The organism is Sphingomonas sp. TZW2008 (assembly GCF_002117915.1).
Lineage (GTDB): Bacteria > Pseudomonadota > Alphaproteobacteria > Sphingomonadales > Sphingomonadaceae > Sphingomonas.
In genome coordinates this window covers 104,541-118,946 of the sequence record NZ_BDJB01000003.1, presented here as the reverse complement: position 1 = coordinate 118,946, position 14,406 = coordinate 104,541, and the positions used below count along the sequence as shown (strand labels likewise).

General features: G+C 66.8%; 8 protein-coding genes. 5 read left to right on the top strand and 3 right to left on the bottom strand.

Translation table 11 applies throughout. From position 1 onward, the window contains the following. Positions 1-1,218: a glycosyltransferase family 39 protein gene (locus tag B7L05_RS02230; RefSeq protein WP_085808598.1), complete on the bottom strand. Its 1,218-nt coding sequence runs from the start codon at positions 1,216-1,218 to the stop codon at positions 1-3. 180 nt (positions 1,219-1,398) lie between these two features. On the opposite strand from B7L05_RS02230, the gene B7L05_RS02225 reads away from it, so the two are divergent. The 5 genes from B7L05_RS02225 to B7L05_RS02205 are packed head-to-tail and all read left to right on the top strand — an operon-like array spanning position 1,399 to position 5,693. Continuing rightward, complete coding sequence (locus B7L05_RS02225; protein ID WP_085808597.1) at positions 1,399-2,607, top strand: PLP-dependent aspartate aminotransferase family protein; 1,209 nt, start codon at positions 1,399-1,401, stop codon at positions 2,605-2,607. Beyond that, positions 2,604-3,002 (top strand): Co2+/Mg2+ efflux protein ApaG, encoded by a 399-nt coding sequence (gene apaG / locus B7L05_RS02220; protein WP_085808596.1) that lies wholly within the window; start codon positions 2,604-2,606, stop codon positions 3,000-3,002. The genes B7L05_RS02225 and apaG overlap by 4 nt, the downstream gene beginning before the upstream one ends. Further along, positions 2,999-3,802, top strand: a complete 804-nt coding sequence (locus B7L05_RS02215; protein WP_085808595.1) for a LysR family transcriptional regulator — start codon at positions 2,999-3,001, stop codon at positions 3,800-3,802. The genes apaG and B7L05_RS02215 overlap by 4 nt, the downstream gene beginning before the upstream one ends. A gap of 32 nt (positions 3,803-3,834) precedes the next feature. Then, on the top strand, positions 3,835-4,368 hold the full coding sequence (locus B7L05_RS02210; RefSeq protein WP_256926569.1) for a GNAT family N-acetyltransferase: 534 nt from the start codon (positions 3,835-3,837) through the stop codon (positions 4,366-4,368). Positions 4,369-4,391: 23 nt separating this feature from the next. Beyond that, the gene (locus tag B7L05_RS02205; protein ID WP_144037088.1) at positions 4,392-5,693 is read left to right on the top strand and encodes a chloride channel protein; all 1,302 of its coding nucleotides are present in this window, start codon (positions 4,392-4,394) and stop codon (positions 5,691-5,693) included. Between the two features lie 76 nt (positions 5,694-5,769). On the opposite strand, the gene rpoC is transcribed toward B7L05_RS02205, so the two are convergent. Both rpoC and rpoB read right to left on the bottom strand, forming a co-directional pair. After that, entirely contained in the window at positions 5,770-10,050 is a 4,281-nt protein-coding gene (rpoC, locus tag B7L05_RS02200; RefSeq protein ID WP_085808592.1) for a DNA-directed RNA polymerase subunit beta', read from the bottom strand. Positions 10,051-10,121: 71 nt separating this feature from the next. Continuing rightward, positions 10,122-14,273 (bottom strand): DNA-directed RNA polymerase subunit beta, encoded by a 4,152-nt coding sequence (gene rpoB / locus B7L05_RS02195; protein WP_085808591.1) that lies wholly within the window; start codon positions 14,271-14,273, stop codon positions 10,122-10,124. Positions 14,274-14,406: the final 133 nt, after the last annotated feature.

The following is a 14,406-nucleotide window of genomic DNA, read 5'->3' as shown; positions in this document are numbered from 1 at the left end:
TCACACCCAGGTGGCGAACCACGTCCAGGTGCGGAAGGCGGCGGGGTTGGGGAGCGGCAGCGCGGCGAGGATCGGATAGAAGTATAGCGCGAGCGCGGCGGATACGGCGAGCAGCGCCACGTCCCAGTGCCGCGTCCGATCGCGCCAGTGATCGAGCGCGGCGACGATCGCGAGGACGATGAAGACGCTCGACGGATAGTAGTAGTAATAGAAGCCGAGCGACTTGGGGATCAGCGCCCATATCGCGAGGCTGCCGGTCCATAGCATCGCGGCGGCGAACGGGCGCGCCGCGCCGAACTTGACCCACGCCCACCAGCAGGCAGCGACCGCGAGAAGCCCGCCCCACATGATCGCCGGGTTGCCGATGAACAGAATGCCGCGCTGGGCGCCGTCGGCGGGCTCGTAGAGGTACCAGATCGGGCGGATCAGCAGCGGCCACGTCCACCAGCGCGACTGATAGGTGTGCGCGGGCAGCACCTGGGTCTGGCGCGCGAACATCTCGTGTTGAAACGGGAGCAGGCGCGCGATCGTCAGCGGTTCGCTGGCGTAAAAGAAGGCGGGTACGAAGGTCGCGAAATAGGTGAGGAGCGAGACGCTGCCGAGGATCGTCAGCGCCGGCGCCGCGCGCAGCCCCGGAAAGCGCCGCTGATCCTGCTGCTTGAGCAGCACGAAGGCGGCGGCGGCGAAGGCGACGTAGGGCGCCGCGAGCCACTTGCACGCGACCGCCGCGCCGAGCAGCGCCGCCGCGAGCGTCCAGCGCCACCAGCCGCCGCGCCGCAGCGTCGCCGCGACGGCGGCGATGGCGAGCATCAGGAAGGCGAGCATGAACCCGTCGAGCATCGCGATCCGCGCCTGGACGTAGACGGTAAAGCCGAGCAGCGTCAGCATGGCGGCGACGAGCGCGGGGCGCCGTCGCCCGGTCACCTGCCACGCGGTGAAGAACGTCGCCGCGACGGTGGCGCTGCCGGCGATCGTCGACGCGATGCGCCAGCCGAACGGCGTGTCGCCGACCAGGCGGATGCCGAGCCCGATGAGCCACTTGCCGAGCAGGGGATGTTCGGTGTTCGCCGGCCCCGACAGCGCGAGCAGCGTGCGCGCGGCGGGCACGTAATGCGTTTCGTCGAACACCATTTGGTGCGGCACCGCGAGGCGGATGACGAATAGCGCCTCCGCGACGAGGAAGACGAGCAGCGCGAGCGGTAAAGGACGATGGAGCATCGGAAGGCCGATTAGGCGCGCGGACAGAGGTCGGTAGCGCGCATCGTGTACCCGCAACGCCGGCTCCGTTTGATGAACAAGGTGCGTTCCCCTCCGATGATCCGCCCGCTTGTGTCACAGCCGCGATGCGCAGGACAGGCGCCCTTGAAAGCCCGGGGCGATTGGCCGAAAGCGGCAGCCATGAAACGCCGTACCGGACAAGACCGCTCGATCACCGACACCTGGCGCCCGGCGACGCGCGCGATCCGCGGCGGCACCGTACGCTCCGAATTCGGCGAGACGTCCGAGGCGATCTTCATGACGTCGGGCTATGCCTATGACTGTGCGGGTGACGCCGCGGCGCGCTTCGCTGGCGAGCAGCGGGGCATGACCTATTCGCGGCTGCAGAATCCGACGGTCGAGATGCTCGAGCATCGCATCGCGCTGCTCGAGGGGGCCGAGGCATGCCGATCGATGGCAACGGGCATGGCGGCGATGACGGCGGTGCTGCTGTGCCAGTTGCAGACGGGCGACCATGTCGTCGCGGGCCGCGCGGCGTTCGGCTCGTGCCGCTGGCTGGTCGACACGCTGCTGCCCAAGTTCGGCATCGCGACGACGGTGGTCGACGCGCGCGACCCGCAGCAATTCGAGGACGCGGTGCGGCCCGAGACCAAGGTGTTCTTCTTCGAGACACCGGCGAACCCGACGATGGACGTCGTCGATCTGCGCGCGGTGTGCGGCATCGCGCGCGAGCGCGGCATCACCAGCGTCGTCGACAACGCCTTTGCGACGCCTGCCCTGCAGCGGCCGATGGAGTTCGGTGCCGACGTGACCGCCTATTCGGCGACCAAGATGATGGACGGGCAGGGGCGCGTACTGGCGGGCGCGGTGTGCGGGACGCAGGACTTCATCGACAACACGCTGCTGCCCTTCACGCGCAACACCGGCCCGACGCTGTCGGCGTTCAACGCCTGGGTGGTGCTGAAGGGACTCGAGACGCTCGACCTGCGCATCCGGCGGCAGGCGGAAAATGCGTTGACGGTCGGCGCGTTCCTCGAAGGGCGCGTGCCGCGGGTGCTGCATCCGGGGCTGCCGAGCCACCCGCAGCACCAATTGGCGATGAGCCAGATGGAGATGACGGGGCCGATCTTCGCGTTCGAGCTCGACGGCGGTCGGACACAGGCGCACGCGCTGCTCGATGCGCTCGAACTGGTCGATATTTCGAACAACATCGGCGATTCGCGCTCGCTGATGACGCACCCTGCCTCGACCACGCACCATTCGGTGGCGCCCGAGAAGCGCGCGGAGATGGGGGTGACCGAGGGGATGCTGCGGCTCAACGTCGGGCTGGAGGATCCGGCCGACGTGATCGACGACCTCGATCGCGCGCTGACCGCGGTCGGGCTGTGAAGGCATTCTTCCCCACGTCTGCGACGACGCGGGGGATCACCGTGCGTGTGTCGGTGAGCTATCTCGCCGAACAATCCGAGCCAGCGCGCGGGCGCTGGTTCTGGGCGTATCACATCCGCATCGAGAACGACGGTGCACAGGCGGCGCAGCTGCTGACGCGACACTGGGTCATCACCGATGGCCGCGGCGCGCGCCACACAGTCGAGGGCGAGGGCGTCGTGGGCGAGCAGCCGCTGATCGCGCCGGGATCGAGCTACGATTATGTATCGGGGTGCCCGCTCGCGACGCCGGCGGGATCGATGCAGGGCAGCTATCGCATGATCGGCGAGGACGGCGGCTTGTTTGATGTCGCGATCCCCAAGTTCGCGCTGGTGGCGCCGGCGGTGGCCGAATGAAGCGCACGCATCTGCCGCTCAATGGCCTGCGCGTGCTCGACGCCGCGGCGCGGCACTTGTCGTTTACGCGCGCCGCGGACGAATTGGCGGTGACGCCGGCGGCAGTGGGGCAGCAGATCCGCGCGCTGGAGGATACGCTGGGCGTTGTGCTGTTCCGGCGGACCACTAAGGGCCTCGAGCTGACGCCCGAGGGCGAGGCGGGGCTGGGGCCGCTGCGCCACGGCTTCCTCCAGTTCGAGGAATCGGTGCGCGCGATGCAGGCCGGGCAATCCTCCAAGTCGCTGACGATCGCTGCGCCGCGCGACCTGACGGAGAAATGGCTGCTGCCGCGCCTCGCCGAGATCGCACGGGCGGACGGCGAGCTGCGCTTCGTCCTGGTGGCGGCGGATCAGGCGCCCGACTTCACCGAGGCGAACCTCGACTTGGCGGTGACGTGGGGCGAGGGCCCCGGTGTGCACGAGGGCGAAGCGATCGAGAGCGAAGGGATGGTGACGGTGGAGCGGCCCGGCGGCGGCGCGGGCGTCTCGATCGCGTGGCCGGGCAGCGGCGACGACGATGCGGGCGCGCTGGTGCGCGTCGGCGACGCAGGGCTCGCGCTCGACGCTGCGGCTCAGGGCCTGGGACGCGCGACAGTGCCCGAGCTGCTCGCGGCGCGCGATCTGGCGGCGGGGCACGTCGTTACGGTTGGCGAGCCGCGGCCGTCGCGGCTCGGCTATTGGCTGGTCGCCCCGCTGCCGCAATGGCGCCAGCGCAAGGTGCAGACGCTGGTCGAGGCACTCGCCGGACTGGGCGCGGATTGAACGCCGAAACCTTTGCCAGCGCGCGGCTGACCATGCGCGCGCCGACAGCATCGGACGCGCCCGCGCTGTACGAGGCGTATCGCGATCCGCGCGTGATGCGCTTCTGGTCGAGCGCGCCGCACGGCTCGGTCGCGGAGACGGTCGATTACGTGACGCCGCACGCCGGCGACGAGTGGCGGCAGTGGGTGATCGTCGAGGCGCGGACCAGCCGCGCGATCGGCACACTGGCGGCGGGCGAGCGGCGGCGCGGCGTGATGGAGATCGGCTATCTGCTCGCGGCGAACGCCTCAGGGCAAGGCTATGCGCGCGAAGCGGTGCGCGCGTTGATCGACCTGCTGTTCGCGCAAGGGGCACGGCGGGTCTTCGCGGATACCGATCCCGACAATGCGCGATCGATCGCACTTCTCGTCGGCCTCGGCTTCCAGCGCGAAGGATTGCTGCGCGCCGAGTGGGAGACGCACATCGGCGTGCGCGACAGCGTGATCTGGGGGCTGCTGCGCGATGAGTGGCCGGGCCCTAATAGCAATCGCACGACAGGGGTGATGCCGGCAGACGCATCGGCCTAGAAGGGCCTGTGCCAAACGAAACGATGCCATCGCGGTTGCCGCGCCGCTGGACCCCACGACGCGTGCGCGCGCTGCTACGATCACGCGGGCCGACCTCGATCCTGTTTCGGCGGCGGGTTGCGGTTATCACTGGCGCGATCGCAATCGGCATCGTGGCGGTGCTTTTCGCCAAAGCGTCTGACGCGGCGGGCGAAGCATTCGCGCGCTTCGCCCGTCAGTGGCGCTGGGCGCCGCTGGTTACGACGCCGCTCGGCTTCATGGCGCTGGTCTGGATCACGCGCCGCTGGGTGCCGCTGGCGCGAGGATCGGGGATACCGCAGGTGATGGCAGCGCGCGACGCGCCGATCGCGGCAACACGTGGGCTGATCGCGGTGCGCACGGTGGCAGGCAAGGCGCTGCTGACGATGGGGGCGGTATTGTGCGGCGCGAGTGTCGGACGCGAGGGGCCGACGGTGCAGCTTGCCGCAGCAGTGATGAACGTCAGCCACCGCGTGATGCGCGTGCGGTTGCGCAGCAGTGTCGTCATCGCTGGCGGCGCGGCTGGCGTCGCGGCGGCGTTCAATACGCCGCTTGCGGGGATCCTGTTCGCGATCGAGGAGCTGGCAGCGGCCTATGAGCAGCGCATGACGCTGATGGTGCTGTCGTCGATCGTCATCGCCGGCATGGTCGCGCAGAGCCTGGCGGGCGACTACGTCTATTTCGGCGCGATCGGCGCGCATCTGCCGCTGGCCAGTGCGCTGATCGTCGTTCCCGTCGCAGGGATCGGCGGCGGGCTGTCGGGCGGATTGTTCGCGAAGGGGATGCTCGCGCTGGCGACGGGCGGCGGCCGGCTCACGCGATGGAGCAAGGCGCGCCCGGTGCTGTTCGCAGGGCTGTGCGGCGCGATCGTCGCGGTGCTCGGCGTCACGACAGGGCTCACCTGGGGAACCGGCTATGGCGCGGCGCGGGCGATGATCACCGGGGCGGACGCGCCCTTGTGGTTCGGCCCCGCCAAGTTCGTCGCAACGCTCGCAACCGCCGTGGCGGGGCTGCCCGGCGGCATCTTCGCGCCGAGCCTCGCGGTCGGCGCGGGGGTCGGCAACCTGTTGCGCGCGGTTTTCCCCGGCGAGTCGGCGCGGGCGGTCGTGATTCTGGGGATGGTGGCCTATTTCACCGGCGTCGTGCGGGCACCGCTGACCGCCGTGATCATCCTCGCCGAGACGACGGCGAGCCGCGGACTGATGCTGCCGATGTTCGCCGCGGCGTTTCTCGCCGACGGCGCCAGTCGGGCTGTGTGTCGCGAGAAACTGTATCACGGCCTGTCGCGGACGTTCGCCGGCAACTGAGCCAGTTAAAGTAGACACGAAAAACCCCGCCGGATCGCTCCGGCGGGGTCGTTCGCGTTCGTCGTGATCGGCGCGATCAGTCGTTCAGATACTCGCCCGCGGCGGCATCGCTGCCGTCGCCCGAGGGAACGACCGATGCGAGCGGATCGTCGCCGGTGCCGGCGTCGTCGCGCACGCTGCGCTCGTTCTCCGCCTGGCGCAGCTCGGCCGCGCTGGTCGGCGCGACGATCATCGCATCTGCCAGCTTCTTCTGCTGCGCGCGCAGCGCGACGTCACGTGACGTCGCCGCGACCCGCAGGCGGTTCATGCCCGCGCCCGTACCAGCCGGGATGAGCCGGCCGACGATGACGTTCTCCTTCAGGCCCATCAGCGTGTCCTGCTTGCCCTGGACCGCCGCCTCGGTGAGGACGCGGGTGGTCTCCTGGAACGACGCGGCCGAGATGAACGACCGGGTCTGCAGCGACGCCTTGGTGATGCCGAGGAGGATCGGCTTGCCCTGCGCCGGCGTCTCGTTCTTGCCGAGCTTGGCGTTGACCTCGTCCATCTCGGCACGATCGACCTGCTCGCCTGGAAGCAGCGTGGTGTCACCCGCGACGGTGATCTCGACCTTCTGCAGCATCTGACGAACGATCGTCTCGATGTGCTTGTCGTTGATCTTCACGCCCTGGAGTCGATAGACTTCCTGGATTTCCGATACGAGATATTCCGCGAGCGGCTCGATGCCGAGCACCTCGAGAATGTCGTGCGGATCGGGCGAGCCGCCGATCAGGTTGTCGCCACGCTTGACGTAGTCGCCTTCCTGAACGTCGATCACCTTGGACTTCGGGATGAGGTATTCCACCACCTCGCCGCCGTCCTCGGGCTGAATGCCGATCTTCCGCTTCGCCTTATAGTCCTTGCCGAACACCACGCGGCCCGAGACCTTGGCGATGATCGCATTTTCCTTCGGCTTGCGCGCCTCGAACAGCTCGGCGACGCGCGGCAGACCGCCGGTGATGTCGCGCGTCTTGGCCGACTCGCGCGCCACGCGGGCGACGACGTCGCCGGCGTAGACGGTGGCGCCGTCCTCGACCGAGAGCACCGCACCCGGCGCCAGCATGTAGCGCGCGGCCTCACCCGAACCCTCGTCGAGCAGGGTGATGCGCGGACGCAGATCCTCCTTCGATCGGCCCGCGGCGCGATATTCGATCACGACGCGTTGGGCGATACCCGTCGCCTCGTCGACCTGCTCGGTGAGCGTCTTGCCCTCGATCAGGTCCTGGAACTTCGCGGTACCGCCCGTCTCGGTGATGAGCGGCATGGTGAACGGATCCCATTCCGCGAGGCGATCGCCGGCGCTGACGATGTGGCCATCGTCGCACAGCACGGTCGCGCCGTAGGGGATCTTGTGCACCGCGAGCTCACGGCCATCCATGTCGACGATCGCGATCTCGCCCGAGCGGCTGAGCACGATGCGCCGGCTGCGCTGATCGACGATGATACGCAGGTCGCGATACTCGACGGTGCCGTCAACCGGCGCCTCGAGGTTCGACTGCTCGTTGAGCTGCGCCGCGCCGCCGATGTGGAAGGTACGCATCGTCAGCTGCGTGCCCGGCTCACCGATCGACTGCGCCGCGATGACGCCGACCGCCTCGCCGATGTTGACCGGCGTACCGCGCGCGAGATCACGCCCGTAGCACTTGCCGCACACGCCGATCTTGCTCTCGCAGACCAGCGGCGAGCGGATCTTGACCGCCTGAACACCGGTCGCCTCGATCCGTGCCACCATCGGCTCGTCGAGCAGCGTGCCGATCGGGATCAGCACCTCGTTCGACTTGGCATCGACGATGTCCTCGGCCGTTGTGCGGCCCAAGATACGCTCGCCGAGCGACGCGATGGTCGAGCCGCCCTGCACGATCGCCTTCATCTCGAGCGCGCGCTCGGTACCGCAATCGTCCTCGACGATGACGCAATCCTGCGACACGTCGACGAGACGGCGGGTGAGATAGCCCGAGTTCGCGGTCTTCAACGCCGTGTCCGCGAGGCCCTTGCGCGCGCCGTGGGTGGAGTTGAAGTATTCAAGGACGGTCAGGCCCTCCTTGAAGTTCGAGATGATCGGCGTCTCGATGATCTCGCCCGACGGCTTGGCCATCAGGCCGCGCATGCCGGCGAGCTGCTTGATCTGCGCCTGCGAACCACGCGCACCGGAGTGGGCCATCATGTAGATCGAGTTGATCGGCTTCTCACGGCCGGTCTCTTCGTCGAGGCGAACGGCCTTGATCTCGTTCATCATCGAGTTCGCCACCTGATCGCCGCAGCGGCTCCAGGCGTCGATCACCTTGTTGTACTTCTCCTGCTGCGTGATCAGGCCGTCCTGATACTGCTGCTCGAAGTCCTTCACCTGATCGCGCGTCTCGTCGACAAGCTTGTCCTTGTCCGGCGCGACGAGCATGTCGTCCTTGCCGAACGAGATGCCGGCACGGAATGCGTGGCGGAAGCCCAGCGCCATGATCGCGTCGGCGAACAGCACGGTCTCCTTCTGGCCGGTGTGACGATAGACTTCGTCGATGACGTCGGTAACGTCCTTCTTGGTCAGCAGGCGATTGACCGTCTCGAACGGCACGCGGTGCGACTTGGGCAGCGTTTCGCCCAGCAGCATGCGGCCCGGCGTCGTCTCGTAGCGCTTGAGATACTGCTTGCCGTTCTCGTCGGTCTGCGGAACGCGGCTGACGATCTTGGTGTGCAGCGTCACCGCGCCGTTGAACAGCGCCTGGTGCACTTCCTCCATGTCGGCGAGCAGCATGCCTTCGCCCGGCTCGCTCTGCTTCTCCATCGAGAGATAGTAGAGCCCGAGAACCATGTCCTGCGACGGCACGATGATCGGCTTGCCGTTGGCGGGCGACAGGATGTTGTTGGTCGACATCATCAGGACGCGCGCTTCTAGCTGCGCCTCGAGGCTCAGCGGGACGTGCACGGCCATCTGGTCACCGTCGAAGTCGGCGTTGAACGCCGAGCAGACCAGCGGGTGAAGCTGGATCGCCTTACCCTCGATCAGAACGGGTTCGAACGCCTGGATGCCGAGACGGTGGAGCGTCGGCGCGCGGTTGAGCATCACCGGATGCTCGCGGATCACCTCGTCCAGGATATCCCAGACTTCCTTGCGCTCCTTCTCGACCCACTTCTTCGCCTGCTTGAGGGTCATGGACAGACCCTTAGCGTCGAGGCGGGCATAGATGAACGGCTTGAACAGCTCGAGCGCCATCTTCTTGGGCAGGCCGCACTGGTGCAGCTTGAGCTCCGGCCCGGTCACGATGACCGAACGGCCCGAATAGTCGACGCGCTTGCCGAGCAGGTTCTGACGGAAGCGGCCCTGCTTGCCCTTGAGCATGTCGGACAGCGACTTGAGCGGACGCTTGTTGGCGCCGGTGATCGTGCGGCCGCGACGGCCGTTGTCGAACAATGCGTCGACCGCTTCCTGCAGCATGCGCTTCTCGTTGCGGACGATGATGTCCGGCGCGCGCAGCTCCATCAGTCGCTTCAAGCGGTTGTTGCGGTTGATCACGCGGCGATACAGATCGTTGAGATCCGACGTCGCGAAGCGGCCACCGTCGAGCGGCACCAGCGGGCGGAGTTCCGGCGGGATGACCGGGACGACCTCGAGGATCATCCACTCGGGACGGTTGCCCGATTCGAGGAAGCTCTCGACGACCTTGAGCCGCTTAATGATCTTCTTGGGCTTCAGCTCCGACTTGGTCGTTGCCAGCTCTTCGAGCAGCGCGACCTTCTCGCCCTCGAGATCGAGGCTCTCGAGCATGATACGCACGGCCTCGGCGCCGATGCCGGCGGAGAAGGCGTCTTCACCGTACTCGTCCTGCGCCTCGAGGAGTTCATCCTCGGTCAGCAGCTGAAACTTCTCGAGCGGGGTGAGACCCGGCTCGATCACGATATACGCCTCGAAGTACAGCACGCGCTCCAGCTGCTTGAGCTGCATGTCGAGCAGCAGGCCGATGCGGCTCGGCAGCGACTTCAGGAACCAGATGTGCGCGACGGGCGCGGCAAGCTCGATATGGCCCATACGCTCGCGGCGAACCTTCGAGACGGTGACCTCGACGCCGCACTTCTCGCAAACGATGCCCTTGTACTTCATGCGCTTGTACTTGCCGCACAGGCACTCGTAGTCCTTGATCGGACCGAAGATGCGCGCGCAGAACAGGCCGTCACGCTCGGGCTTGAACGTGCGATAGTTGATCGTCTCGGGCTTCTTGATCTCGCCGAACGACCAGGAACGGATGCGGTCCGGGGACGCGATGCCGATCTGGATCTGGTCAAAGGTTTCCGGCTTGGCGACCGGGTTCGCGAAATTGGTAAGTTCGTTCATTTTTCTACCTCATCCCCCTCCCGCGAACGGGAGGGGCTAGGGGAGGGAAGGTCGGTCGAAACGAAGCGGCGTTACTCGGCCGCCTCGGCCAGGCCGTCCTCGCCTTCCTCGATGCTCTTGAGCTCGACGTTGAGCCCGAGCGAGCGCATTTCCTTGACGAGCACGTTGAAGCTCTCCGGAATGCCCGCCTCGAACGTGTCGTCGCCCTTGACGATCGCCTCGTAGACCTTGGTGCGCCCGACGACGTCGTCCGACTTCACCGTCAGCATTTCCTGGAGCGTGTACGCCGCGCCGTACGCCTGCAGCGCCCACACCTCCATCTCACCGAAGCGCTGGCCGCCGAACTGCGCCTTGCCGCCCAGCGGCTGCTGGGTGACGAGGCTGTACGGCCCGATCGAACGCGCGTGGATCTTGTCGTCCACCAGGTGGTGCAGCTTGAGCATGTAGATGATGCCCACCGTCACCTTGCGGTCGAACTGATCGCCGGTGCGCCCGTCGAACAGATCCGACTGGCCCGACGAGTCGAGCCCGGCGAGCTCGAGCATGTCGGCAACGTCCTGCTCCACCGCGCCGTCGAACACCGGGGTGCCCATCGGAATGCCGGGCTTCAGGTTGTTCGCCAGCTCGATGATCCCGGCCGCGTCACGCGCTTCGATCTCGTCGGCATAATGCTCGCCGTAGATCGTCTTGAGGCGATCCTTGACCGCTTCGGGCATCGCGCCCGCCGCGGCGTCAGGATTCGCTTCGCGCCAGTCCTCGAGCTGCTGCGCCACCTGCTGGCCGAGACCGCGCGCGGCCCAGCCAAGATGCGTCTCGAAGATCTGCCCGACGTTCATGCGCGACGGCACGCCCAGCGGGTTGAGCACGAGATCGACCGGCGTTCCGTCGGCGAGGAACGGCATGTCCTCGACCGGCAGGATGCGACTGATGACGCCCTTGTTGCCGTGACGGCCGGCCATCTTGTCGCCCGGCTGCAGCTTGCGCTTCACCGCGACGAACACCTTGACCATCTTGAGCACGCCCGGCGGCAGCTCGTCGCCACGCTCCAGCTTCTCGCGGCGATCCTCGAACTTCTCGCGGATCAGCTTGGCGGCGTCGTCATACTGGACCTTGACCGCTTCGAGATCGCTCTGCGTCTTGTCGTCGGCGACGGCGAACTTCCACCATTCGTGACGGTCGACGCTGTCAAGCATGTCCTGATCGATCACGGCACCCTTCTTGGGGCCGCCCTTCGGCACCGCCGTGGCGGTCTGGCCGATCAGCATCTCACGCAGCCGCGACCAGGTGGCGCGGTTGAGGATCGTGCGCTCGTCGTCCGAGTCCTTCTTCAGGCGTTCGATCTCCTCGCGCTCGATCGCCATCGCGCGCTCGTCCTTGTCGATGCCGTGACGATTGAAGACGCGCACGTCGACGATCGTGCCGGCAACGCCCGGCGGCAGGCGAAGCGACGTATCGCGCACGTCCGACGCCTTCTCGCCGAAGATCGCGCGAAGCAGCTTCTCCTCCGGCGTCATCGGGCTCTCGCCCTTCGGCGTGATCTTGCCGACGAGGATGTCGCCCGGCTCGACCTCGGCACCGACGTACACGATGCCCGCCTCGTCAAGGTTGCGCAGCGCTTCCTCGCCGACGTTCGGGATGTCGCGCGTGATGTCCTCCGGCCCGAGCTTCGTGTCGCGCGCCATGACTTCGAATTCCTCGATGTGGATCGAGGTGAAGACGTCGTCCTTGACGATACGCTCGCTGATGAGGATCGAATCCTCGTAGTTGTAGCCGTTCCACGGCATGAACGCGACGAGCGCATTGCGGCCGAGCGCGAGCTCACCGAATTCGGTCGACGGACCGTCGGCGATGATGTCGCCCGCGCGCACTACGTCGCCCACCTTCACCAGCGGACGCTGGTTGATGCAGGTCGACTGGTTCGAGCGCTGGAACTTCATCAGCGTGTAGATGTCGACGCCCGACTTGCCGGCGTCGATCTCACCCGTCGCGCGGATCACGATGCGGCTGGCGTCGACCTGGTCGATGATGCCCGCCCGCTTGGCCGAGATCGCCGCGCCCGAATCGCGCGCCACCGTCTCTTCCATGCCGGTGCCGACGAACGGCGCCTCGGCCTTGACCAGCGGCACCGCCTGGCGCTGCATGTTCGAGCCCATCAGCGCGCGGTTCGCGTCGTCGTTCTCGAGGAACGGGATCAGCGAGGCGGCGACCGAGACGAGCTGCTTCGGGCTGACGTCCATTAGCGTGATCGTCTCGGGGAGCGCCATGAGGAACTCGCCCGCCTGACGCGCCGAGATCAGCTCCTCGGTGAGGCGGCCATCGGCGTCGACTTCGGCGTTGGCCTGCGCGACGGTATGCTTTTGCTCCTCCATCGCGGAGAGGTACACGACCTCGCCCGTCACCTTGCCGTCGACGACGCGGCGGTACGGCGTCTCGATGAAGCCGTACTTGTTAACGCGCGCGAAGGTCGACAGCGAGTTGATCAGGCCGATGTTCGGGCCTTCCGGCGTCTCGATCGGGCAGATGCGGCCGTAGTGCGTCGGGTGGACGTCGCGGACTTCGAAGCCCGCGCGCTCACGCGTCAGACCGCCCGGCCCGAGCGCCGAAACGCGGCGCTTGTGCGTCACTTCCGACAGCGGGTTGGTCTGGTCCATGAACTGCGACAGCTGCGACGAGCCGAAGAATTCACGCACCGCGGCGACCGCCGGCTTCGCGTTGATCAGATCGTTCGGCATGACGGTCGACACGTCGACCGAGCTCATCCGCTCCTTCACCGCGCGCTCCATGCGCAGCAGGCCGACGCGATACTGGTTCTCGAGTAGTTCGCCGACCGACCGCACGCGGCGGTTGCCGAGGTTGTCGATGTCGTCGATCTCGCCCTTGCCGTCCTTGAGGTCGACCAGGGTCTTGACGACCGCGAGGATGTCCTCGGTGCGCAGCGTCGTCACCGTGTCCTCGGCGTCGAGGTCGAGGCGCATGTTGAGCTTCACGCGGCCGACCGCCGACAGATCGTAGCGATCGGGATCGAAGAACAGGCCGGCGAACAGCGACTCCGCCGTCTCGAGCGTCGGCGGCTCGCCAGGGCGCATCACGCGGTAGATGTCAGACAGCGCCTGCTCGCGCTCCTCGGCCTTGTCGGCCTTGAGCGTGTTGCGGATCCACGGACCCGTCGTGACGTGGTCGATATCGAGCAGCTCGATCCGGTCGATGCCCGCCTTGTCGAGCTTCTCAAGGTTGTCGGGGCCAATCTCGTCGCCGGCCTCGACGTAGATCTCGCCGGTCTGCTCGTTGATGAGATCATAGGCTGAGTAACGGCCGTAGATTTCCTCGGTCGGGATCAGAAGATCGGTGAGGCCGTCCTTCGCCGCCTTGTTGGCGGCGCGCGGGGTGACCTTGGTGCCGGTCGGGAAGACGACTTCGCCCGAGTTCGCGTCGACGAGATCGAACGTCGGCTTGACGCCGCGCCAGTTCTCCGCCGCGAACGGGATGCGCCAGCCGCCGGTGCCGCGCACATAGGTGACGCGGTTGTAGAACTGGTTGAGGATTTCCTCGCTGGTGAGGCCGAGCGCATAGAGCAGCGCCGTGACCGGCAGCTTGCGCTTGCGGTCGATCCGGACGTTGACGATGTCCTTGGCGTCGAATTCGAAATCGAGCCACGAGCCGCGATACGGGATCACGCGCGCGGCGAAGAGATACTTGCCCGATGCGTGCGTCTTGCCGCGATCATGATCAAACAGCACGCCCGGCGAGCGGTGCATCTGGCTGACGATCACGCGCTCGGTGCCGTTGATGAAGAACGTGCCGTTCCCCGTCATCAGCGGCATGTCGCCCATGTAGACGTCCTGCTCCTTGATATCGAGCACCGAGCGGGTCTCCGTCTCCGGATCCACCTCGAACACGATCAGGCGCAGCGTGACGCGCATCGGCGCGGCGTAGGTGATGCCGCGCTGGCGGCATTCCTCGACGTCGAACTTCGGCGGCTCGAGCTCGTAGTTGACGAAGTCGAGCTCCGCCGTGCCCGCGAAGTCGCGGATCGGGAACACGCTGCGCAGCGTCTTCTCGAGCCCCGAGACGTAACCGATCGAAGGATCGGACCGCAGGAACTGTTCGTAGCTTTCGCGCTGCACCTCGATGAGGTTCGGCATCTGCACCACTTCGTGGATGTTGCCGAACACCTTGCGGATGCGGCGCTTCGCGGTGCCGTATTCGATCGCCTTGGTCGCCATGTAGCTATACTGCCTTGGTCAAATTCGTCCGGGCGCAGGACAAGACGCGAAAAGGCCGCACGTCATGATCCTCAGCGGAACGACGGCAGCCTTGAAGCGTCTATGAAACCGGCAGCTCCTATCCGTTCGACAC